Consider the following 21569-nt stretch of genomic DNA (forward strand, 5'->3'; position numbering starts at 1 on the left):
GGACATATTTCTCTTAATGTTTTTATAAATTTGAGTTGCTATTTTATATTGTATGAGCCATGTGAATTATTCTCCTGAAGAGATACTTCAGATATTAAGGGACTTTTACAATTTTCAGTCAGTGTTTGACCCGGAGGTTGATGCAGGAGCACAATTGACCTTTGCGACATCCATTGCTGATTGGATTTCTATTTGCGATTTGATCAGTCATAAAAAGCTGGCGGAATATTATCACAAACTTTTTAATTTGAATACCCCGGTTTTTGATTTAGAAAGTATACTCAAAAATAAGAGCAGCACTTTAGAAGATTTTTGCAGATATATATCAGCCTATGCACAGCGACAACGAATAACGCCTGTTGTAATAATGAGCAAATCATGTGAAACTGCGGCTATTTTTAAAACTTTGATGAACAATTTGGCCAAAAGGGGTGTCGACACACAAAACATCAGCCCCGGTTCTGAAATAGCGCCGTTGTTTGAAAGGAAGAAAAGTTATATTTGGTTAGAGGAAGTAAATAAGCTGGCTCCTGGTTCATTAACAAAATTCAATTATCAGGAAAACAAAGTAATGCAAGTGGCTTGGGCCATGTTTGGTCTTTTTGCATTTTCTACGGTTGCTGTTTCCCTTATCCGGCATTTTCACTGGGGTTTATTGGTTATAATGTTTATCAGCGTAATCTTATTCGTAATGGGAAATCGTATTAAACCGGCCAAAATCACTATTGGCAGTTACAAGACCGTGCGAGATCTGGTATTGAGCATGCACGCAAAGATTAATTATTAGTCTTTTCAGGTTACCCACTTTAACCGTGCCCAGACCCTATATTTTCCCCTAAATAATTTATAAAAAAATAACTCACTAAGTATTTGACATTTAATACAAAATATCTATCTTTGCCGTCCCTTAACGGGGATAACATGCCTTGAACGAAGCCCTACTGCTTCGATGGGCAACAAAAAATATTAAAATGTCAGGAATAATTGGTAAAAAGGTAGGTATGACCAGCATATTCGATGGCACAGGGAAAAACATCCCTTGTACCGTTATCGAAGCTGGCCCTTGCGTGGTAACACAAATCAAGTCTGTTGATACAGACGGGTATTCTTCCGTACAGTTAGCTTACGGCGAGAAAAAAGAGAAAAACACCTCAGGTCCGTTAAAAGGACACTTCCAAAAAGCCGGAACAACCCCAAAACGTAAATTAGTTGAATTCAAATCTTTTGAAGATCAAAAATCTTTAGGCGACACCGTTACTGTCGAGATTTTTGCAGAAGGCGACTTTGTTGATGTGGTTGGTACCTCAAAAGGTAAAGGTTTTCAGGGTGTGGTAAAACGTCATGGTTTTGGCGGTGTGGGTATGCAAACTCACGGTCAGCACAACAGATTACGTGCTCCGGGTTCATTGGGTGCTTCATCATGGCCATCTCGCGTATTCAAAGGAATGCGTATGGCGGGCCAAATGGGTAATGAGCGTGTAAAGGTTCAAAACTTAGAGGTTTTGAAAGTTTATGCTGATCAAAATCTTATAGTAGTTAAAGGTTCTATCCCTGGAGCCAAAGGTTCAATGGTAATAGTGGATAAATAAGATGGAAGTTAAAGTATTAAATGTATCAGGTAAAGAAACAGGTGCCAAGGTGCAGCTTCCTGAAGCTATTTTCGGTATAGAGCCCAATGATCACGCTATTTATCTTGATGTTAAGCAATTTTTAGCTAACCAGCGTCAAGGTACTCATAAAGCAAAACAGCGTAATGAGATTGCAGGTTCAACCCGCAAATTATACAAACAAAAAGGTACAGGCGGTGCACGTGCCGGTAGCGTAAAATCACCATTGTTTAATGGTGGTGGCCGTGTGTTCGGTCCGCAGCCGCGCGATTACAGCTTTAAGTTGAACAAAAAACTTAAAACGCTGGCTCGTTACTCTGCCTTATCATACAAAGCAAAAGACAGCAACATTATAGTTTTAGAAGATTTCAGTTTTGATGCTATCAAAACTAAAAGCTACATCAAACTGGTTGCAGATCTGCAAGCTACTGATGTTAAAACATTATTAGTATTGCCTGCAGCAAATAACAATGTGTATTTATCAAGCAGAAACCTGAAAAAAACAAAGGTTATCACAGCCGACCAGTTAAACACTTATGATGTGTTAAACGCAGGCAAACTTTTGTTAACCACAGGTACTGTTAAAGTTTTGGAGGAAGCATTAGCTAAGTAATATGGAAATTTTAAGAAAACCCTTACTTACTGAAAAAGTTACTCAGTTAACTGATAAGCTTAACCGTTACGCTTTCCTGGTTCATCCAAAAGCTAACAAGATTCAGATTAAATCAGCTATTGAAGCCATGTATGGCGTTAATATAACAGCTGTAAATACCATGAGGTACGTTGGAAAACTTAAAACCCGCAACACTAAAGCCGGACCGGTATCAGGTCGTGCTGCTACAGTTAAGAAAGCGGTTGTTACGTTGAAAGACGGTGAAACAATAGATTTTTATAGCAATATATAAATAAGGAGATGGCAGTAAAAAGATTTAAACCGGTTACGCCGGGTACCCGCTTCAGAGTAGGTGCTGATAACTCTGACATTACTACAAATGTACCTGAAAAGTCATTGGTAGTATCTGTAAACACCAGGTCAGGTGGTCGTAACCATAGCGGTAAAATGACCATGCGCTACTTAGGTGGTGGTCACAAGCAGTTATACAGATTGATTGATTTTAAACGTAATAAGTTTGACATCCCCGCAACTGTTGCTACAATTGAATATGATCCAAACCGTTCAGCACGTATAGCATTGCTACACTTTGTTGATGGTGAGAAAAGATACATGATAGCTCCTGAAGGTTTAACAGTTGGACAAACTGTTTTATCTGGCGAGAACGTTGCACCGGAAGTTGGTAACACTTTACCACTTAAAACTATTCCATTGGGTTCAATCATTCACAATATTGAATTGAATCCTGGTCAGGGTGGTACAATAGCACGTTCAGCAGGTACTTACGCGCAGCTTGCTGCACGTGATGGCAAATATGCTGTTATCAAATTGCCTTCAGGTGAGACCCGTATGATCTTAGCTACTTGTTTAGCTACTATCGGTACAGTTTCAAATGGCGAAAGGCAAAACGAAGTATTAGGTAAGGCCGGCAGAAAACGCTGGTTAGGCCGTCGCCCAAGAGTTCGTGGTGTAGCTATGAACCCGGTAGATCACCCTATGGGTGGTGGTGAGGGTAGAGCCTCAGGTGGTCATCCACGCTCACGCAAAGGTTTATTAGCTAAAGGCTATAAAACCCGCGACAAGAAAAAAGGGTCTGATCGTTATATCATTGAAAGAAGGAAGAAATAATAATGGCACGTTCAATTAAAAAAGGACCGTATATTGATCATAACCTGGACAGAAAAGTTCTGACCTTGAATGAATCAAATAAAAAATCAGTAGTAAAGACATGGTCTCGTCGTTCCATGATTTCTCCGGATTTCGTTGGTCATACATTCGCAGTACACAACGGTAACAAATTTATACCAGTGTATGTAACAGAAAACATGGTTGGTCACAAGCTGGGAGAGTTTGCACCAACCCGTACATTCCGCGGTCACGCAGAAAAGAAAAAATAACAGGCAATGGAAGCAACAACAAAAATTAAAAGGTCTGTATTGATCAGGCAACAAAAGGAAGCTGCTAAAGCCGAAGTAGGTGGCGCTTCTGTTGCAAAATTACAGAACTGTCCAACTTCACCACGCAAAATGCGTTTGGTAGTTGACCTGATTCGTGGCGTTAACGTTGAGAAAGCGTTATATATATTAAAATTTACTAACAAAGAAGCTGCTATTCGTGTAGAGAAACTTTTGTTATCAGCTATTAAAAACTGGGAAGCAAAAAACGAAGGCAAACGTGTTGAAGACAGTGGCTTATTTGTAAAAGAAGTATCAGTAGGCGGCGGCCGTCAGGCAAAAAGATTACGCCCTGCACCGCAAGGCCGTGGATACCGTATACGCAAGCGTTCAAACCACGTAACGCTTATTGTTGATAGTAAAAATGAAAACAACTAATTAGGAAATGGGACAAAAAGCACATCCAATAGGTAACAGATTAGGAATCATCAGAGGTTGGGATTCTAACTGGTTCGGTGGCAACAACTACTCCGATAAATTAGTTGAGGACGAAAAGATCCGCAAATACTTATCAGCCCGTATCAACAAAGGCGGTGTAGCCAAAGTTGTTATTGAGCGTACTTTAAAACGCATAACTGTAACTATCCACACTGCCCGTCCGGGTATTGTAATAGGTAAAGGTGGTGCCGAAGTTGACAAGATAAAAGAAGAGTTGAAGAAACTGACTAAAAAGGAAGTTCAGATCAACATCTTCGAGATAAAACGCCCCGAGCTTGATGCACAATTAGTTGCAGAAGGCGTGGCCAAACAGCTGGAAGCGCGTATCTCTTTCCGTAGAGCAATGAAAACTACTATCGCTGCAACCATGAGAATGGGTGCAGAGGGTATCAAGATCATGACATCAGGCCGTTTAGGCGGTGCGGAAATGGCGCGTAGTGAGCAATATAAAGAGGGAAGGATTCCGTTACATACTTTCCGCGCTGATATTGATTACGCATTAGCCGAAGCTTTAACTACTTATGGTAAAATAGGTGTTAAAGTGTGGATTTGCAAAGGTGAGGTTTACGGCAAGCGCGACCTGTCTCCAAACATTGGTGGCACAAGCAGCGCAAGCGGTAAAGGTGGACGCCCTGAAGGCGCAGCAGGTTTCAGCAATGAGCGCGGCGGCGACAGAGGTGACAGAAGAGGCGGTGGTGACCGCAGAGGTGGTGCAGGTGGTGGCGATCGCGGCAGAAGCGGCGGTGCTCCGGGCAGCAACCCAAACAACCGTGGTGGTGGTAATAACCGTCCGGGTGGCCCAAATCGTGGTGGTGGCGGTAATCGTCCCGGCGGTCCAGGCAAGAGATAATTATTTAGACATTAGATGTTAGACACAAGATATAAGATTCTTGGTCTTATTTTCAAAGTCTGATTTATAGAAAAGTTGAATTAGGATAAAGGTTTTTGATAAGATTTACATCTTATATCTTAAATCTTGCATCTCAAATCTAAAAAAGAAATGCTACAGCCAAAAAGAACGAAGTTCAGAAAGATGCAAAAAGGCAGAATGAAAGGTTTAGCCACCCGTGGCGCCGAACTTTCATTCGGATCTTTCGGTGTTAAATCACTGGAAGCAGCCTGGATAACCAGCCGCCAGATAGAATCTGCCCGTATTGCTGTAACACGTTACATGAAACGTGAAGGCCAGGTTTGGATCAGGATTTTCCCTGACAAGCCTGTAACCAAAAAACCAGCAGAGGTACGTATGGGTAAAGGTAAAGGTGCGCCGGAATATTGGGTAGCGGTAGTTCGCCCCGGTAGGATCATTTTTGAAGCAGAAGGTGTACCACTGGAAGTTGCAAAAGAGGCTTTACGCCTTGCAGCCCAGAAATTGCCGGTACAAACAAGATTCGTAGTTAGAAAAGACTACGTAGAAGCATAAATTGAGAGTTGTAAGTTATAAGTTGTAGTTTATAAGTAATTATAAGTCTTACAACATACAACTCGCAACTTGTAACTGAAATTAAAAAACACAATGAAGAACTCAGAAATTTTAGAGCTCGCAACTGAAGAGTTGGTTGCAAAGATCGGCGAGGAAAGGGCAAACCTTACCAAGTTGAAATTTGCACACGCGGTTTCGGCCATAGAAAATCCAAGCCGTATTACAAAAGTACGTAAGGAGATTGCTCGCTTAAATACTGAATTAACTAAGCGTAAAGCGGCGTCAGCTTCTGAACAAAATTAATTTTTTACGCGTCGAGAAAAATGGAAAGAAATTTAAGAAAAACACGTACCGGCCTGGTAGTTAGCAATAAAATGGAGAAATCTATTGTTGTGGCTGTTGAGCGGAAAGTGAAGCACCCTATTTATGGTAAGTTCGTAAAGAAAACTACCAAGTTTATGGCACATGACGAAGCTAACACTTGTGGTGTTGGCGATACCGTATTGATTATGGAAACTCGTCCGCTGAGCAAAAACAAAAACTGGAGATTAGTTCAAATTTTAGAGAGGGCTAAATAAGATGGTACAACAGGAATCAAGATTAAATGTAGCTGACAACAGCGGCGCTAAAGAAGTTTTAGTTATCCGTGTGTTAGGCGGTACCGGTAAAAGATATGCCTCAATTGGCGACAAGATTGTAGTTACCGTTAAAAGCGCGCTGCCATCAGGTAACGTAAAAAAAGGTACTGTATCAAAAGCCGTAGTGGTTAGAACCAAAAAAGAGATTCGCAGAAAAGACGGTTCATATATCCGTTTTGACGATAACGCGGCTGTTTTATTGAACAACCAGGATGAGCCAAGAGGCACACGTATCTTCGGCCCTGTTGCAAGAGAATTGCGTGAGAAACAATTTATGAAAATCGTTTCATTAGCACCGGAGGTATTGTAACATGGAAAAGAAAACAAAAACAACTAAACTAAAGATCCGTAAAGGCGATTTAGTGAAAGTAATAGCCGGTGACTCAAAAGGATCACAAGGCAAAATTGTGGAAATAATAGTTGATAAAAATCGTGCTATTGTTGAAGGTGCCAACATGGTATCAAAACACACTAAACCAAATGCAGCTAACCCTAATGGCGGTATTGTAAAGCAGGAAGCTGCTATACATATTTCAAACCTGGCGCTGGTTGATCCTAAAACAGGAGCAACAACCCGCGTTGGCCGTAAGAAAAACGATGCCGGTAAATTAGTTAGAGTAGCAAAAAAATCAGGGGAGGAAATTAAGTAATGGCCGAGTCAACTTACACACCAAGATTAAAATCAAAATACAAGGAAGAGATACGCACTACCCTGAAAGATAAATTTCAGTACAAAAGTGTAATGCAGGTTCCTAAATTGGAGAAGATAGCTATCAACCAGGGTGTTGGTGGTGCTACTACCGATAAAAAACTGATTGAGAACACTATCACTGAACTAACTACCATCACCGGTCAGTTAGCAGTATCTTCAAAATCAAAAAAGGATATCTCTAACTTTAAATTGCGTAAAAATATGCCTGTAGGCGTACGCGTTACTTTGCGCGACAATACAATGTATGAGTTTTTAGATCGTTTGATCTCTGTAGCTCTGCCACGTATCCGTGATTTTAAAGGTATCAATGATAAAGGTTTTGACGGAAGAGGTAATTATACTTTAGGTATTACTGAGCAAATTATCTTCCCTGAGATCAACATTGATAAAATTAACAAAATACAAGGTATGGATATTACCTTTGTAACCTCGGCAACTAATGATGTTGAAGCATTAGAGTTACTGAAACAATTTGGTTTACCATTCAAAAATCAAAATAACAATGGCTAAAGAAGGCGTAAAAGCACGCGAACTTAAACGTGCTAAATTAGTAGCTAAATATGCTGAGAAAAGAGCAGCGTTAAAAGAAGCTGGTGACTGGGTTGCATTAGATGCATTGCCTAAAGCATCATCTGCTGTAAAACTGCACAACCGTTGCAAATTAACAGGCCGCCCACGTGGTTATATGCGTCAATTCGGCATTTCGCGTGTTACTTTCCGCGAGATGGCCCTTGAAGGCAAGATCCCGGGAGTTAAAAAGGCTTCTTGGTAATATTTTCAGTTGTAAGTTGTATGTTATAGGTTGTACTTTCAACTTATAACATACAACTTACAGCATAATAGGAATTAACCGATGAAAGGTCGCCCGGAAGGCCGGGAAGGAAACCATCGTCACAAACAATAAATAATGAATACAGATCCAATCGCAGATTATCTTACACGAGTAAGGAATGCTATTAAAGCCAACCACAGGGTTGTTGAAATTCCTGCATCGAACCTTAAAAAAGAGATCACTAAAGTTCTTTTTGATAAAGGTTACATTGCAAACTATAAGTTTGAGGATAATGGTCCGCAAGGCACAATTAAAGTTGCTTTAAAGTACCACCCAATAACTAAAATTCCAGCTATCCGTTCAATTGAGCGCATAAGCCGCCCGGGTTTACGCAGATACGCAGGTATGGACACCATGCCACGTGTATTAAATGGTTTAGGTATCGCCATCCTGTCAACTTCAAAAGGTGTAATGACCGATAAAGAAGCTAAACAGTTAAATGTTGGTGGTGAGGTTTTATGCTACGTATATTAATAGGAGGAATTAAGCAATGTCAAGAGTAGGAAAATCACCAATTGCAATACCTGCAGGCGTTACTGTTACCGTATCAAATGATAACGTGGTAACTGTAAAAGGCCCTAATGGTGAATTGCAACAAGCGGTTGATGCAGATATAAAAGTGGTACAGGAAGGTGCCGAACTATTGGTTCAACGCCCAACCGACCAAAAACGCCACAAGGCATTACACGGTTTATACCGCGCTTTGTTAAACAACATGGTTGTTGGCGTAACTACAGGTTACAAAGTTGTTCAGGAATTAGTGGGTGTGGGTTACCGCGCTACTAACACCGGTAACACTTTAGACTTAGTGTTAGGTTACTCTCACCATTATGTGTTTGAGTTACCAAAGGAAATTAAAGTTACAACTACTGCTGATAAGGGTAAAAACCCAACCATCATTCTGGAATCAAACGATAAGCAGCTGATAGGCCAGGTAGCGGCAAAAATACGCTCGTTACGTGCTCCTGAACCATACAAAGGTAAAGGTATCAAGTTTGCAGGCGAAGTATTAAGAAGAAAAGCAGGTAAATCAGCATCTAAAAAATAATCGTCATGGCAGCTAAAGCGAAATTATCAAGAAGAGACAGAATTAAAATGGGTATCAGGAAGCGCCTGTCAGGTTCTTCAACCCGTCCACGTTTGTCAGTGTACAGAAGCAATAAAGGTATTTATGCGCAGATCATTGACGATGTTAACGGTAAAACCCTTGTATCAGCATCATCTTTATCAAAAGAGTTTGCTGCTGATGGTACCAAGTCAGATCAGTCAGTAGCGGTAGGCAAACTGGTAGCTCAAAAAGCTATTGCCGCTGGTATTAAAGACGTTGTTTTTGACAGAAACGGTTACCTTTACCATGGTCGTGTTAAATCACTGGCCGAAGGTGCACGCGAAGGTGGTTTAAATTTCTAATTAGTGAATTAATGAATTAGCGAATGAGTGAGTGTTTGAATAAAGGAAACTAAAATCACACATTCACTAATTCACTCAATCACTCAATAAAAAAAGAAGATGTCAACAATTAACATAAAAAGAGTAAAAACCAGCGAGATCGAATTAAAAGATCGTTTGGTTAGCATACAGCGTGTTGCCAAAGTAACCAAAGGTGGCCGTACTTTTAGCTTCTCAGCTATCGTAGTGGTAGGTGATGAGCAAGGTGTAGTAGGTTACGGTTTAGGTAAAGCTAAAGAGGTTACAGAAGCTATTGCAAAAGGTATAGACGACGCTAAAAAGAACCTGGTAAAGGTTCCTATCATCAATGGTACTGTACCTCATGAGCAAATAGGTAAATTCTCTGGTGGTTTTGTATTTATAAAACCAGCCGCTAACGGTACCGGCGTAATTGCAGGTGGTGCAATGCGTGCAGTATTAGAGAGTGCCGGTGTACATAACGTATTGGCAAAATCAAAAGGCTCATCAAACCCACACAACGTGGTTAAGGCAACAGTATCAGCATTATCGCAACTGCGCGATGCTAACACTGTAGCTCAGCAACGTGGTATCAGTTTAGGAAAAGTATTTAACGGATAATCAGAACATGGCAAAGATCAAAATTACCCAGATCAAAAGCGTGATCGATAGGACCGAGCGCCAAAAAAGAACAGTGGAAGCACTGGGCTTGAAGAAAATAAACCACAGCGTGGAAGTTGAAGCTACTGCGGCTATTATTGGTATGGTTAGAAAAGTTAACCACCTGGTAGCGGTAGAAAAAATTTAATATCATCATGAACTTAAATAATTTAAAACCTGCAGAAGGTTCTACTAAAAATAGAAAAAGAATTGGTCGTGGTACAGGTTCTGGCCGTGGTGGTACATCAACACGTGGTCATAAAGGTGCCGGTTCACGCTCAGGTACAAGCACTAAAATAGGCTTTGAAGGTGGCCAAATGCCATTGCAACGCCGTGTGCCAAAGGTGGGCTTTAAAAACCCTAACCGTGTAGAGTACGTTGGCGTTAACCTGGATGTTTTACAAGGCTTGGCCGAGAAATTTTCAATTTCAACAATTGATCTGGCTACTTTGAAAGATCATGGTTTGGCATCAAAGAACGACAAGGTTAAGATATTAGGCCGTGGCGAACTGAAAGCCAAAGTAGAAATTACAGCACATGCATTTACTGCTACCGCGCAAAAAGCAATTGAAGCAGCTGGTGGTTCCATAGTTAAGCTATAATATTTGTATGAAGAAATTCTTCACCACATTATCCAATATCTGGAAAATTGAAGATCTAAGAGTGCGTATAACTAACACACTCTTATTTCTTTTGATATATCGCGTAGGTTCATATGTGCGCCTGCCTGGGGTAGACGCGCAAACCGGAACTAAGGAAGCCGAAGGCCTGGTTGGTTTGCTAAACATGTTTGCGGGCGGTTCTTTCTCGCGTATATCTGTTTTCGCTTTAGGTGTTATGCCTTACATCTCTGCATCTATCGTGATGCAGTTGTTGGGTATAGCTGTTCCGTATTTTGCTAAAATGCAGAAAGAGGGCGAAAGCGGCCGTAACAAGATCAACCAGTGGACCCGCTACCTTACTATCTTTATTACAGCCATACAGGCGGTAGCGTATCTTAATTCACAGGTAACTGCTAATGAGATATTGATTGCTAACCCAATGTTTACGATAATGAATACCATGGTATTAACCGCGGGTACATTATTTGTAATGTGGTTAGGCGAGAAGATTACAGATAAAGGTATTGGTAATGGTATTTCATTAATTATAATGGTGGGTATTATAGCCCAGTTACCAAGCGCTTTTGCAGCCGAGTTCTTAAACCGTACAGGTGGACAAGGTGGTTTAATTGCCTTTATTGTTGAGCTGGTAGCACTTATAGGCGTGGTAATGTTTACCATACTTATTGTACAGGGAACCCGTAAAATAGCGGTTCAGTATGCTAAGCGTATAGTGGGTAACAAACAATATGGCGGCGTTCGTCAGTATATTCCATTAAAGGTAAATGCTGCCGGGGTTATGCCTATAATATTTGCCCAGGCGCTTATGTTTATACCTGCAACTTTAGCTTCATTTTTTCCTAAAGCGGCATCAAACGGCATTCTGATACAGTTATCTAATTATACATCGTGGTTACACAATGGCCTGTTGGCTATATTGATCATCGTATTTACTTACTTTTATACTGCTATCACTGTTAATCCGAAACAGATGTCGGATGACATGAAAAAGAATGGCGGATTTATTCCGGGCATTAAACCAGGCCTTCCAACAGAGGGTTTTATTGATGGCGTTATTTCAAAGATCACCCTGCCAGGTTCTATATTTTTAGCTATTATAGCTATTATACCGGCTATTGCCAACATGGCAGGTGTAAACAACCTGTTTGCGCGTTTCTTTGGTGGTACTTCCCTTATAATTCTGGTTGGTGTTGTGTTGGATACTTTACAACAGATAGAAAGCCATTTATTAATGCGCCATTACGACGGATTGATGAAAACAGGCAGAATAAAAGGACGTTCGGCTGTACCAGCCGCTGCCGGAACAACTCCGACAGCCATATAATAACGCATGTCAAAGATCATTTATAAGTCTGCCGAAGAGATAGAACTGATAAGAGAGAGCGCACAGCTGGTTGCAAAAACACACGGCGAAGTAGCCAAAGTTATTGGGCCGGGTGTGCGAACTATTGATCTGGATAAATTAGCTGAAACCTATATACGCGATAACGGCGGTGTCCCCGCCTTTTTAAACTACGGCGGTTTTCCCTATTCACTTTGTATTTCCCTGAACGATCAGGTAGTGCATGGTTTCCCGGGCAAGTACGAGTTAAAGGATGGCGATATCGTATCTGTTGATTGCGGTGTAATACTTAACAAATATTATGGCGATTCTGCTTTTACCTTTGCCATTGGCGAGGTAAGCGAGCAAGCTAAAACGCTTTTGCGTGTAACCCGCGAGTGCCTTGACAAGGGAATTGAAAAGGCAGTTGTAGGTATGCGTGTTGGCGATATTGCTTATGCTGTGCAGGAGCATGCTGAGAAGCATGGTTTTGGTGTGGTTAGGGAGTTGGTTGGCCACGGTGTTGGAACCAGACTACACGAGAAACCCGAAGTGCCTAATTATGGCAAACGCGGGGCCGGTGTAAAGTTAGAAGAAGGAATGGTGATAGCTATTGAACCAATGATAAACGCGGGCCGTGCCGGTGTTAAGTTTTGGGACGATGGTTGGACAGTATCAACAGTTGATGGCAAACCATCAGCGCATTTTGAACATACTGTAGCCATACGCAAGGGTAAAGCTGATATATTATCATCGTTTGATTACGTTGATAATGTTTTAAAAGAAAAATAAATAATTGAAAATATTTTATTAATTTTGCGTCCCGCTTTTGGGGCGGATAATTGGTTGAAATAGAGATAAGATGCAGGAATTTAGAGCTAAGAAATAGCTACTTGTATCAATATCTTGAAAAAGACAAAAAAGAAGGCGATGCAGGTAAGGCTTATTTGTTAATTCTTGCATCATAAATCTAAAAGAAAAAATATGGCAAAACAATCTTCGATTGAACAAGATGGTACAATTCGGGAAGCGTTATCAAACGCGATGTTCAGAGTTGAACTTGAAAACGGTCATGAGATTATTGCGCACATATCAGGTAAAATGCGGATGCACTACATCAAAATATTACCTGGCGATAAAGTAAAGTTGGAAATGAGTCCCTACGATTTAAGTAAGGGGCGTATTACATACAGATATAAATAACAAACGAGATGAAAGTTAGAGCATCCATAAAAAAACGTAGTGCTGATTGCAAGATCATTCGTCGTAACGGCAAACTTTACGTTATCAACAAAAAGAACCCTAAGTTCAAACAACGTCAGGGATAATTAAAAAACGCGACAATTCGTACAACGGTAGCCGCCGTTCGGTTGTGCATAAAAACAAAAACAAATATGGCAAGGATTTCAGGTATTGATTTACCAAAGAACAAAAGAGGCGAGATAGGCCTAACCTACATTTACGGTATTGGCCGTTCAACTGCTGTTGATATTTTAACTAAAGCAGGTATCGATCTAAACACTAAAGTGCAGGATTGGAATGACGATCAGCTTACAGCTATTCGTACTATCATTAACGACGAGATTAAAGTAGAGGGAGCGCTTCGTTCAGAAGTTCAGCTTAACATTAAGCGTTTAATGGATATTGGTTGTTACCGCGGTACACGTCATCGTAAAGGTTTACCTCTACGTGGCCAACGCACTAAAAACAACTCACGTACCCGTAAAGGAAAACGTAAAACAGTTGCTAACAAAAAGAAAGCTACTAAATAGTGATTGATGAGTGGAGATTAGTTTTTCTATCTCCTTCATTAGGAATAAATAAATTATAAACGATTAGCGGGTCCGAATTATAATTCAATAATTCAGTAATTCACTAAATCAGTAATTAAAAAACAAAATGGCTAAAGCTAAAAAAGTAACCAAAAAGCGTGTTGTAATTGTAGAGCCGGTTGGCGAAGCACACATAAACGCTACTTTCAACAACATTATCATTACCCTAACCAATAAATCAGGTCAGGCTATATCATGGTCATCAGCCGGTAAAATGGGCTTCAAGGGTTCAAAAAAGAATACTCCTTATGCTGCCGGTCAAGCTGCAGGCGATTGCGGTAAAGCTGCTTATGATCTGGGCTTACGTAAAGTTGAAGTATTTGTAAAAGGCCCTGGATCTGGTCGCGAGTCGGCTATCCGTACCTTGCAAACTACCGGTATTGAGGTTACTACTATAAAGGACATTACTCCGCTTCCGCACAACGGTTGCCGTCCTTCAAAAAGAAGAAGAGTTTAATTAATTAATTTTTTAAAGCTAAGATTCAGCGGCTGCGGGCCGTTTGATACTTTAAAAGCAACAAACAATGGCAAGATATACAGGCCCCAAATCAAAAATTGCACGCCGTTTCCGCGAGCCCATCTTCGGTCCGGATAAAGCGTTAGAAAGAAAAAACTATGGCCCTGGTATGCACGGCGCTTCAAAAAGAAGAGGCAAGCAATCAGAGTACGCAGTACAGTTAATGGAGAAACAAAAGGTTAAATACACTTATGGTGTGTTAGAGCGTCAGTTCGAGAACCTGTTTCACCGTGCTTCTGCTAAAGAAGGCATCACCGGCGAAAACTTGTTAAAGTTCTTAGAAGCTCGTTTAGATAACGTAGTATTCCGTTTAGGTATTGCTCCAACACGTTCAGGCGCACGCCAGTTGGTTGGTCACAAACACATCAACGTAAACGGTAACGTGGTAAACATTGCTTCTTACCAGGTAAAAGCGGGCGATGTTATTTCAGTTCGCGAGAAATCAAAATCTTTAGAGGCTATTAGCTTATCAGTAGCTGGCCGCAAAATAAACAAGTATAGCTGGATTGAATGGGATGCTGCTAATTTAACAGGCAAATTCCTTAACTATCCAAACCGCGATGAGATCCCTGAAAACATCAAGGAGAACCTTATCGTCGAGTTGTACTCTAAATAAGATATAATAATTAAGATGTGAGGTCTGGGATCATAGAGGTCGCAGATTTCGCATTTAAATATGAGTCAAAAAAGGTGGCAGGCCTGAGATAGCTAAAAGAGACAAATGGTCTCAGATCTCAAAGCTCACATCTCAAATCTATTAACAAACAATAAATAAAGGATATAAATGGCAATTTTAGCATTTCAAAAACCAGACAAGGTTATCATGCAGAAATCGACTGATTTTGAGGGTACGTTTGAGTTTCGTCCGTTAGAACCAGGCTTCGGTGTAACCATTGGTAATGCTCTGCGTCGTATCTTACTTTCATCGCTTGAAGGTTATGCTATTACTTCTGTACGTTTTTCAGGAGTTACGCATGAGTTTTCAACCATAAAAGGAGTTGTTGAAGACGTTACCGAGATCATATTGAATCTTAAACAAGTTAGGTTTAAAAAAACAGGTGAGTCTGGCGATAGCGAAAAAGTTTTCGTGATCATTAACGGTCAGGATGCTTTTAAAGCCGGCGATATTACCAAGTTCTCAAACAACTTTACCGTTTTGAATCCTGATATGGTTATCTGTAACATGGATTCTTCAGTAACCCTTGAAGTTGAGTTTACTATCAACAAAGGACGTGGTTACGTACCAAGCGAAGAGAACAAAAACCCGGATGCGAACGTTGGCGTAATTGCTATTGATTCCATCTACACTCCAATAAAGAACGTTAAATACACCATAGAGAACTATCGTGTTGAGCAAAAAACCGACTATGAGAAATTAGTTTTGGATATTGCTACTGATGGATCTATCCACCCTGAAGACGCGCTTAAAGAAGCTGCTAAGATCTTGATCCAGCACTTTATGCTATTCAGCGACGAGAACATGATGTTAGAGGCGCAAGCTAAAGAAGAAACTAAAGAGGTTGACGAGGAAATTTTACACATGCGTAAGATCCTTAAAACTGAATTGGTTGATCTTGATCTTTCTGTTCGTGCGTTAAACTGCTTAAAAGCAGCTGATATCCGCAGCCTGGCTGACCTGGTATCATATGACGTTGCAGACATGCTGAAATTCAGAAACTTTGGTAAAAAATCGTTAACAGAAATTCAGGACCTGGTTAAATCAAAAGGATTATCTTTTGGCATGAACCTGGCTAAATTTAAACTGGACGAAGAATAATATTAGACCAGAGGTTAGAGATTAGTTAAATAGTCTTTAACCTCTTTTCATTTATAAGGTTAGAGAGGCGCTGGTGACTAATCTCTGATCTCTAATTAACTAATCACTAAAACCGCGTAATTCCGAGGGCTTGACGATAAACCGCCGCCCAACGGTATGCACGTGCCACAAAACAAAAAACAATGAGACACGGTAAAAAAGTAAACCACCTGGGCCGCACTAACAGCCATCGTAAGGCAATGTTAGCTAACATGGCTACCTCGCTTATCTTACACAAGCGCATTACAACTACATTAGCTAAAGCAAAAGCGTTACGCGTTTATGCAGAGCCTATTTTAACAAAATCAAAAGACGATACCACACACTCACGTCGTACAGTGTTTAGCTATTTGCAAGACAAAGACGCGGTGTCTATTCTTTTCCGTGATATTGCAGCTAAAATTGCTGATCGTCCGGGAGGCTACACTCGTATAGTTAAATTAGAAAACCGTTTGGGCGATAACGCTGAGATGGCAATAATTGAATTGGTAGATTACAACACTACTTACACTAAAGGCGAAGTTGCGGTTGCTAAAAAATCAACCCGTCGTCGTGGTGGTAAAGGTGCTGGTGCTGCTGTTGCTGCTCCGGCTAAAGAGGAAGTTGCTGTTGCTGAAGAAGTTGTTGAAACACCTGAAGCAGAAGTTGCAGAAACTCCTGTTGCTGAAGAAGTAGCTGAGGCTCCTGTAGCTGAAGAAACTGCTGCACCTGCTGCAGAAGAAGCTCCTGAAGCACCTGCTGCAAACGAAGAAAACGCAGAAAAAGGCGAATAAGCCCCCTCTAAATCTCCCCCGGTAGGGGAGACTTTATAATATTAAAACGGCCCTGATATCATCGGGGCCGTTTTTGTTTTTAAGCTATTTGAAACTGTGTATATTTATAATGGTTGAAAAAGAAAATCTTAATATTCGTAGTTTTTTCGCTTATCATAATAACGATCCTTTCCCTTAACAAAAAGGAATTACCACATAGCAAAAAAAATCCCGGCAGCCTTTCGGCATACCGGGAACCGGAAAATGAAAGTTTTATAATTAATGCACCGCTACCTCGTTTGCCTGTACCTCGTAAACATAGCCTAACTGGTGCGCATCATTAGCGCTAACGCCAAGGTCTTTTATCAACCCTGTGCCAATATCAACTATCCAGCCATGTACATAAAGGTCATCGCGTTCTTTCCAGGCGTTTTGTATAATAGTTGTTTTGCAAAGGTTATATGCCTGCTCTGTCACATTCAGCTCAACCAGCCGGTTTACTTTTTGCTCCTGATCGGTAATGCGGTCCAGCTCATGGCTGTGCAAACGGTAAACATCTTTTATGTGGCGCAGCCAGTTGTCAATCAGTCCGAATTGTTTGTTGCTTAAAGCGGCTGCTACGCCGCCGCAGCCGTAATGGCCTGCTACAATTACATGTTTTACTTTTAATACGTTCACAGCATAGTCTAATACGCTAAGCATATTCATATCCGTGTGTACGCATACGTTAGCTATGTTGCGGTGTACAAATACCTCGCCCGGTTTAGTACCGGTAACCTCGTTGGCAGGTACACGGCTATCGGCGCAGCCTATCCACAACACTTCAGGGCTTTGGCCCTTAGCCAGCGTGTTAAAAAACTCCGGGTCTTGCTGAAGCTGTTTATCTACCCAGCTCCGGTTATTTGATAGCAGCTTGGTGTAGCTTTCGTTATTTACCAATTGTAATTTATATTTTTCAGAAGTAGTTACTCCGTTATTATTATTGTTTTTCATCTGTAGTTCTATTTAAGTTCTTTTAACAGGTCTTTCATTTTGGGTACGTCGTACCTGTCTTTTATGTTTTCAAGTGATACTATAACCCCTTTAGTGTAGGCGTTATGTTTAAAGTTATGTATGATCTCCAGCACGTCTGGGTCTATATATCTTGATGCGGAGCCATCTATAACAACTTCTGTCTCTTTAGGTACATTAGTTAGCGTTACCTGTATAGCTGCCTTGTTCAGGAAGGACACTTCCTCTGCCAAACGGATCCGTATTTTTTTACCATTACTTTCTATGTGGTAGAAATAAGAGTTACGTAAGTTGGTTAAGAGCAGGAAGAATATAGCTACCACCATGCCAATGCCAACCCCTTTTAACAGGTCGGTAAAATAGATGGCAACAATGGTAACCACAAAAGGGATAAATTGAGGCAGGCCCTTGTGCCACATGTGTTTAAACAGGCCAATGCGCGCCAATTTATAACCTGTCATCAAAAGTATAGCTGCCAGGCATGATAGTGGTATCATATTAAGTACCATAGGTATGGTTAGCAGCGATATCAGCAGTAACATGCCATGTATTATAGCGCTTACCTTTGTGCGGGCACCCGCGTTAACATTTGCAGATGATCTTACAATAACCGCCGTCATTGGCAGGCCGCCTAACATAGCGCTTACTATATTGCCTGTGCCTTGTGCCAGTAATTCGCGGTTGGTTGGCGATACCCTTTTTATCGGGTCTATCTTATCAACGGCCTCTAAACTCAGCAATGTTTCTAAGCTGGCTACTATGGCAAAAGTTGCAGCCGTTAACAGTACGTCTACCCGGCCTATCTGGCTAAAGTCTGGCGACTTAAAGAGGCCAAAAAATTCGCCCATACTGTTTACCACAGGTATGTTTACCATCTGCTTATCGCGTAAGTCTATACCTGTTCCGCTAAAAGCCAATGCTAAAATAATACCTATTACCACAACAAGTAAAGGAGCGGGCACTACGGCCAGTTTTTTTACTTTGGGCCAGTAAATTAATATAGCCAGCGATACCATAGTAATGATAACAGCGCCGTAATTTATTTTAGATAACGCTATCATTACACCAGAAAGGGTATTGTGCTGATCAGTTTGAGTAAATCCTTCGTCTCCCTCAAAATCAGCATCATAACCTACAGCATGCGGAAACTGCTTCATAATAAGGATGATGCCAATAGCGGCCAACATACCCTCAATTACTGATGAAGGGAAGTAATTAGCTATTGTACCTGCCTTTATTAAGCCAAATATAATTTGCATAACCCCGGCCAGAAAAACAGCAAGCAGGAAGGTCTCGTAAGAACCTAAGCCTGTAATAGCATTTAATACAATTACGGTTAAGCCGGCAGCCGGCCCGGCAACGCTAAGTTGCGAACCGCTAACCATACCTACTACTATACCGCCAACAATGCCTGTAATAAGGCCCGAAAATAAGGGCGCGCCTGATGCGAGCGCTATACCTAAACATAAAGGTAACGCTACCAGAAATACTACAATACTTGATGGAATGTCCTTTTTAAGGTTTTTGGAAGAAAAATATTTTTTTATATTAAGGAAGCCAGCAATGCCTCCATTCTGCTCTGATTGCATAATGATGTTTTAGTTAAATTTTAATAAATAGGCGTACAAGCCGGGAGGATGCCCGGCTCAATTTAACTAAACGTTGGGAGGAGGGGTAGGAACTACTTTGTGATATAACCTTACCGCTAAAGCCTTTTCCTGATTATGCAGGCAATTGGTTTCAACCAATACGGGTTTGTAGTCAAAGAAGCTGTAAATATGTTCGTCAAAGTTCTTTTTTTCTTTAAAAGCATCTTTGTCGGTATCGCTTTTATCGTTTTTGCTCTCCTGCTCAAGCTGCATAATTACAGATGCAGCTATATTAGCGTCAAGCATAGAAAATATAGGAATAATGGATATCATCATCTTTGTAGAAAAGACGATCATAAACAGAAAACAAGCAAAGCTTCTTTTATTCCTATTATTCATTCGATGCAAATATATAAAAATATGCGCCCGCAAATTGTAAATCATTTGTGATGACACCTGTTTTAAAAATTAGGTCGGATTTATCTATTCAAAAAAATCAACCGCATGTTTCCAAACGTTTGCTAATGAGTCTTATTGTAAACAATAAATTTTTTTTATGTATGTATCACATTTGTTTCGCCAAACAAACGAAATCGCCTTTAAGAATAGGACAATTGTTCCAGCGGAACAACTGGTAGGAAGACGATTTTTGTATATACCAACCAATTGTTCCGCTGGAACAAAGGTAATTTCCATCTACACCTACTCTTGTTATTTAACTATATTATAACAGCAAGAATTACTATTTTTAGCATTACACATAACACAAACCATTGTGACCAACAAAATAAACGAGTTAAATAAGAGGCGCCGCGATGCGCTGGCAGGCGGGGGACAGGCAAGGGTAGAGAGCCAGCATAAAAAAGGTAAGTTAACGGCACGCGAGCGTTTGCACTTTTTAATGGATGAGGGCTCATTTCAGGAAGTTGGGATGCTGGTTACCCACCGTTCGGTTGATTTTGGTATGGAGACCGAAAAGTACCCCGGTGATGGCGTTGTTACCGGGTACGGTACAATTAACGGTCGCCTGGTTTATGTTTATTCGCAGGATTTTACGGTTTTTGGCGGCTCGCTTTCTGAAACGCACGCCGAAAAAATATGTAAGATAATGGATATGGCGCTAAAGAACGGCGCGCCTGTTGTTGGCTTGAATGATTCGGGTGGTGCACGCATCCAGGAGGGGGTGGTATCATTAGGTGGCTATGCCGATATATTTTACCGCAATACGATGGCATCAGGTGTGGTGCCGCAAATTTCGGCTATTATGGGGCCATGTGCAGGTGGGGCAGTTTATTCGCCCGCTATAACTGATTTTATTCTGATGGTTGAAAATACCTCGTATATGTTTGTTACCGGCCCCAATGTGGTAAAAACCGTTACGCACGAGATAGTAACATCCGAAGAATTAGGCGGAGCCAATACGCACGCAAGTAAATCTGGCGTAACGCATTTTGCATGTGCTAATGAGATAGAAGCCATCCAGCATGTAAAGAAACTACTATCCTACATGCCGCAGAATTGCGAAAGCATTGCGCCCGCCTTACCCTACGATGCGCAAAACGAATTGCGGCCGGAGTTAGACCATCTGCTGCCGGAAACCGCGTTGCAGCCATATGATGTGCGCGAAGTTATTGGCCATGTAATTGATGAGGGTGGTTTTTTGGAAGTTCACAAAGATTTTGCTGAAAATTTAGTGGTGGGTTTTGCGCGTTTGGCGGGCCGCAGTATAGGCGTAATTGCCAACCAGCCTGCGTTTTTAGCCGGGGTTTTAGATAGGCATGCATCTGTAAAAGGTGCCCGCTTTGTACGTTTTTGCGATAGTTTTAATATCCCGCTACTGGTTTTTGAAGATGTGCCGGGCTTTTTACCGGGAACAGACCAGGAGTGGAACGCCATTATTACTAATGGCGCCAAGTTACTTTATGCTTTTTGCGAAGCCACTGTACCGCGTGTTACGGTTATTTTACGCAAAGCTTATGGCGGTGCTTATGATGTAATGAACTCCAAGCATATTGGTGCCGACATGAACTACGCCTGGCCAACTGCAGAGATAGCCGTGATGGGTGCAAAAGGCGCTGCCGAAATTATTTTTAAGCGGGAAATAAACTCCGCTGCCGACCCTGAGTCGAAGTGGAGGGAAAAAGAGCAATTGTATTCAGAAACATTTGCCAATCCCTATCGCGCGGCAGAACGTGGCTTTATTGACGAAGTGATAGAGCCTGCCGAAACCAGGCTGAAATTGATAAACGCTTTTAAAATGCTGGAGAACAAAGTGGTAAACAATCCGCGTAAGAAACATGGGAATATCCCGTTATAACAGGTAC

At 41.2% G+C, this 21569-nt stretch carries 34 protein-coding genes; 31 read left to right on the plus strand and 3 right to left on the minus strand.

The window, feature by feature from the left end; all coding sequences use genetic code 11:
• Window positions 1-52 precede the first annotated feature (52 nt).
• The 30 genes from ACFQZS_RS16610 to rplQ all read left to right on the plus strand — a co-directional run bounded on the left by ACFQZS_RS16610 (window position 53) and on the right by rplQ (window position 16666).
• Entirely contained in the window at window positions 53-787 is a 735-nt protein-coding gene (locus tag ACFQZS_RS16610; RefSeq protein ID WP_377102066.1) for a hypothetical protein, read from the plus strand.
• A gap of 184 nt (window positions 788-971) precedes the next feature.
• Complete coding sequence (gene rplC / locus ACFQZS_RS16615; protein ID WP_377102067.1) at window positions 972-1589, plus strand: 50S ribosomal protein L3; 618 nt, start codon at window positions 972-974, stop codon at window positions 1587-1589.
• Between the two features lies 1 nt (window position 1590).
• On the plus strand, window positions 1591-2220 hold the full coding sequence (gene rplD, locus ACFQZS_RS16620) for a 50S ribosomal protein L4 (RefSeq protein WP_377102069.1): 630 nt from the start codon (window positions 1591-1593) through the stop codon (window positions 2218-2220).
• 1 nt (window position 2221) lies between these two features.
• Window positions 2222-2512 carry a 50S ribosomal protein L23 gene (gene rplW / locus ACFQZS_RS16625; RefSeq protein ID WP_294794555.1) on the plus strand — a complete coding sequence of 97 codons (291 nt, stop codon included), beginning with the start codon at window positions 2222-2224 and terminating at the stop codon, window positions 2510-2512.
• Between the two features lie 8 nt (window positions 2513-2520).
• The gene (rplB, locus tag ACFQZS_RS16630; protein WP_377102070.1) at window positions 2521-3348 is read left to right on the plus strand and encodes a 50S ribosomal protein L2; all 828 of its coding nucleotides are present in this window, start codon (window positions 2521-2523) and stop codon (window positions 3346-3348) included.
• A 2-nt stretch (window positions 3349-3350) separates the two neighbouring features.
• Window positions 3351-3617 (plus strand): 30S ribosomal protein S19, encoded by a 267-nt coding sequence (gene rpsS / locus ACFQZS_RS16635; protein WP_100342678.1) that lies wholly within the window; start codon window positions 3351-3353, stop codon window positions 3615-3617.
• A 6-nt stretch (window positions 3618-3623) separates the two neighbouring features.
• Complete coding sequence (gene rplV, locus ACFQZS_RS16640; protein WP_377102072.1) at window positions 3624-4052, plus strand: 50S ribosomal protein L22; 429 nt, start codon at window positions 3624-3626, stop codon at window positions 4050-4052.
• 7 nt (window positions 4053-4059) lie between these two features.
• Window positions 4060-4962, plus strand: a complete 903-nt coding sequence (rpsC, locus tag ACFQZS_RS16645; protein WP_377102073.1) for a 30S ribosomal protein S3 — start codon at window positions 4060-4062, stop codon at window positions 4960-4962.
• 150 nt (window positions 4963-5112) lie between these two features.
• Complete coding sequence (rplP, locus tag ACFQZS_RS16650) at window positions 5113-5535, plus strand: 50S ribosomal protein L16 (RefSeq protein ID WP_377102074.1); 423 nt, start codon at window positions 5113-5115, stop codon at window positions 5533-5535.
• 93 nt (window positions 5536-5628) lie between these two features.
• Entirely contained in the window at window positions 5629-5838 is a 210-nt protein-coding gene (gene rpmC, locus ACFQZS_RS16655) for a 50S ribosomal protein L29 (protein WP_377102075.1), read from the plus strand.
• Window positions 5839-5858: 20 nt separating this feature from the next.
• Window positions 5859-6113 (plus strand): 30S ribosomal protein S17, encoded by a 255-nt coding sequence (rpsQ, locus tag ACFQZS_RS16660; RefSeq protein WP_129876199.1) that lies wholly within the window; start codon window positions 5859-5861, stop codon window positions 6111-6113.
• A 1-nt stretch (window position 6114) separates the two neighbouring features.
• The gene (rplN, locus tag ACFQZS_RS16665) at window positions 6115-6483 is read left to right on the plus strand and encodes a 50S ribosomal protein L14 (protein WP_073405786.1); all 369 of its coding nucleotides are present in this window, start codon (window positions 6115-6117) and stop codon (window positions 6481-6483) included.
• Window position 6484: 1 nt separating this feature from the next.
• On the plus strand, window positions 6485-6823 hold the full coding sequence (gene rplX, locus ACFQZS_RS16670; RefSeq protein ID WP_377102076.1) for a 50S ribosomal protein L24: 339 nt from the start codon (window positions 6485-6487) through the stop codon (window positions 6821-6823).
• The gene (rplE, locus tag ACFQZS_RS16675) at window positions 6823-7395 is read left to right on the plus strand and encodes a 50S ribosomal protein L5 (protein WP_377102078.1); all 573 of its coding nucleotides are present in this window, start codon (window positions 6823-6825) and stop codon (window positions 7393-7395) included. Before rplX ends, rplE begins: the two co-directional genes overlap by 1 nt.
• On the plus strand, window positions 7388-7657 hold the full coding sequence (rpsN, locus tag ACFQZS_RS16680) for a 30S ribosomal protein S14 (protein WP_377102079.1): 270 nt from the start codon (window positions 7388-7390) through the stop codon (window positions 7655-7657). Before rplE ends, rpsN begins: the two co-directional genes overlap by 8 nt.
• A gap of 135 nt (window positions 7658-7792) precedes the next feature.
• Window positions 7793-8191, plus strand: coding sequence for a 30S ribosomal protein S8 (rpsH, locus tag ACFQZS_RS16685; RefSeq protein WP_100342668.1), 399 nt, complete (start codon window positions 7793-7795; stop codon window positions 8189-8191).
• A gap of 16 nt (window positions 8192-8207) precedes the next feature.
• Window positions 8208-8765, plus strand: coding sequence for a 50S ribosomal protein L6 (gene rplF, locus ACFQZS_RS16690; protein ID WP_377102080.1), 558 nt, complete (start codon window positions 8208-8210; stop codon window positions 8763-8765).
• Window positions 8766-8770: 5 nt separating this feature from the next.
• Window positions 8771-9127, plus strand: coding sequence for a 50S ribosomal protein L18 (gene rplR, locus ACFQZS_RS16695; RefSeq protein WP_377102081.1), 357 nt, complete (start codon window positions 8771-8773; stop codon window positions 9125-9127).
• A 99-nt stretch (window positions 9128-9226) separates the two neighbouring features.
• Window positions 9227-9745 carry a 30S ribosomal protein S5 gene (gene rpsE, locus ACFQZS_RS16700; protein ID WP_377102082.1) on the plus strand — a complete coding sequence of 173 codons (519 nt, stop codon included), beginning with the start codon at window positions 9227-9229 and terminating at the stop codon, window positions 9743-9745.
• Between the two features lie 7 nt (window positions 9746-9752).
• Window positions 9753-9932, plus strand: coding sequence for a 50S ribosomal protein L30 (gene rpmD, locus ACFQZS_RS16705; protein ID WP_377102083.1), 180 nt, complete (start codon window positions 9753-9755; stop codon window positions 9930-9932).
• Window positions 9933-9939: 7 nt separating this feature from the next.
• Window positions 9940-10386: a 50S ribosomal protein L15 gene (rplO, locus tag ACFQZS_RS16710; RefSeq protein WP_377102084.1), complete on the plus strand. Its 447-nt coding sequence runs from the start codon at window positions 9940-9942 to the stop codon at window positions 10384-10386.
• Between the two features lie 7 nt (window positions 10387-10393).
• Entirely contained in the window at window positions 10394-11731 is a 1338-nt protein-coding gene (gene secY / locus ACFQZS_RS16715) for a preprotein translocase subunit SecY (RefSeq protein WP_377102086.1), read from the plus strand.
• Window positions 11732-11737: 6 nt separating this feature from the next.
• Window positions 11738-12520, plus strand: a complete 783-nt coding sequence (gene map, locus ACFQZS_RS16720; RefSeq protein ID WP_377102087.1) for a type I methionyl aminopeptidase — start codon at window positions 11738-11740, stop codon at window positions 12518-12520.
• Between the two features lie 192 nt (window positions 12521-12712).
• On the plus strand, window positions 12713-12931 hold the full coding sequence (gene infA, locus ACFQZS_RS16725; protein ID WP_294794535.1) for a translation initiation factor IF-1: 219 nt from the start codon (window positions 12713-12715) through the stop codon (window positions 12929-12931).
• 8 nt (window positions 12932-12939) lie between these two features.
• Window positions 12940-13056 carry a type B 50S ribosomal protein L36 gene (gene ykgO, locus ACFQZS_RS16730; protein ID WP_022833269.1) on the plus strand — a complete coding sequence of 39 codons (117 nt, stop codon included), beginning with the start codon at window positions 12940-12942 and terminating at the stop codon, window positions 13054-13056.
• A 66-nt stretch (window positions 13057-13122) separates the two neighbouring features.
• The gene (gene rpsM / locus ACFQZS_RS16735) at window positions 13123-13500 is read left to right on the plus strand and encodes a 30S ribosomal protein S13 (RefSeq protein WP_377102088.1); all 378 of its coding nucleotides are present in this window, start codon (window positions 13123-13125) and stop codon (window positions 13498-13500) included.
• 127 nt (window positions 13501-13627) lie between these two features.
• The gene (gene rpsK, locus ACFQZS_RS16740; protein ID WP_377102089.1) at window positions 13628-14017 is read left to right on the plus strand and encodes a 30S ribosomal protein S11; all 390 of its coding nucleotides are present in this window, start codon (window positions 13628-13630) and stop codon (window positions 14015-14017) included.
• A 67-nt stretch (window positions 14018-14084) separates the two neighbouring features.
• The gene (gene rpsD, locus ACFQZS_RS16745; protein ID WP_377102090.1) at window positions 14085-14693 is read left to right on the plus strand and encodes a 30S ribosomal protein S4; all 609 of its coding nucleotides are present in this window, start codon (window positions 14085-14087) and stop codon (window positions 14691-14693) included.
• A gap of 168 nt (window positions 14694-14861) precedes the next feature.
• Window positions 14862-15854 carry a DNA-directed RNA polymerase subunit alpha gene (locus ACFQZS_RS16750; protein WP_377102091.1) on the plus strand — a complete coding sequence of 331 codons (993 nt, stop codon included), beginning with the start codon at window positions 14862-14864 and terminating at the stop codon, window positions 15852-15854.
• Between the two features lie 182 nt (window positions 15855-16036).
• Window positions 16037-16666, plus strand: coding sequence for a 50S ribosomal protein L17 (gene rplQ, locus ACFQZS_RS16755; protein ID WP_377102092.1), 630 nt, complete (start codon window positions 16037-16039; stop codon window positions 16664-16666).
• Between the two features lie 258 nt (window positions 16667-16924).
• On the opposite strand, the gene can is transcribed toward rplQ, so the two are convergent.
• The 3 genes from can to ACFQZS_RS16770 form a co-directional block, all read right to left on the minus strand.
• Window positions 16925-17638: a carbonate dehydratase gene (gene can / locus ACFQZS_RS16760; protein ID WP_377102093.1), complete on the minus strand. Its 714-nt coding sequence runs from the start codon at window positions 17636-17638 to the stop codon at window positions 16925-16927.
• Window positions 17639-17646: 8 nt separating this feature from the next.
• Window positions 17647-19245, minus strand: a complete 1599-nt coding sequence (locus ACFQZS_RS16765) for a SulP family inorganic anion transporter (protein ID WP_377102095.1) — start codon at window positions 19243-19245, stop codon at window positions 17647-17649.
• Between the two features lie 66 nt (window positions 19246-19311).
• Complete coding sequence (locus ACFQZS_RS16770; RefSeq protein ID WP_377102097.1) at window positions 19312-19644, minus strand: hypothetical protein; 333 nt, start codon at window positions 19642-19644, stop codon at window positions 19312-19314.
• 376 nt (window positions 19645-20020) lie between these two features.
• Here ACFQZS_RS16770 and ACFQZS_RS16775 point away from each other — a divergent pair, with 376 nt between their 5' ends.
• Window positions 20021-21562 (plus strand): acyl-CoA carboxylase subunit beta, encoded by a 1542-nt coding sequence (locus tag ACFQZS_RS16775; protein ID WP_377102099.1) that lies wholly within the window; start codon window positions 20021-20023, stop codon window positions 21560-21562.
• Window positions 21563-21569: the final 7 nt, after the last annotated feature.

Source organism: Mucilaginibacter calamicampi, from assembly GCF_042676765.1.
In the GTDB taxonomy this organism is placed as follows: Bacteria; Bacteroidota; Bacteroidia; order Sphingobacteriales; family Sphingobacteriaceae; genus Mucilaginibacter; species Mucilaginibacter calamicampi.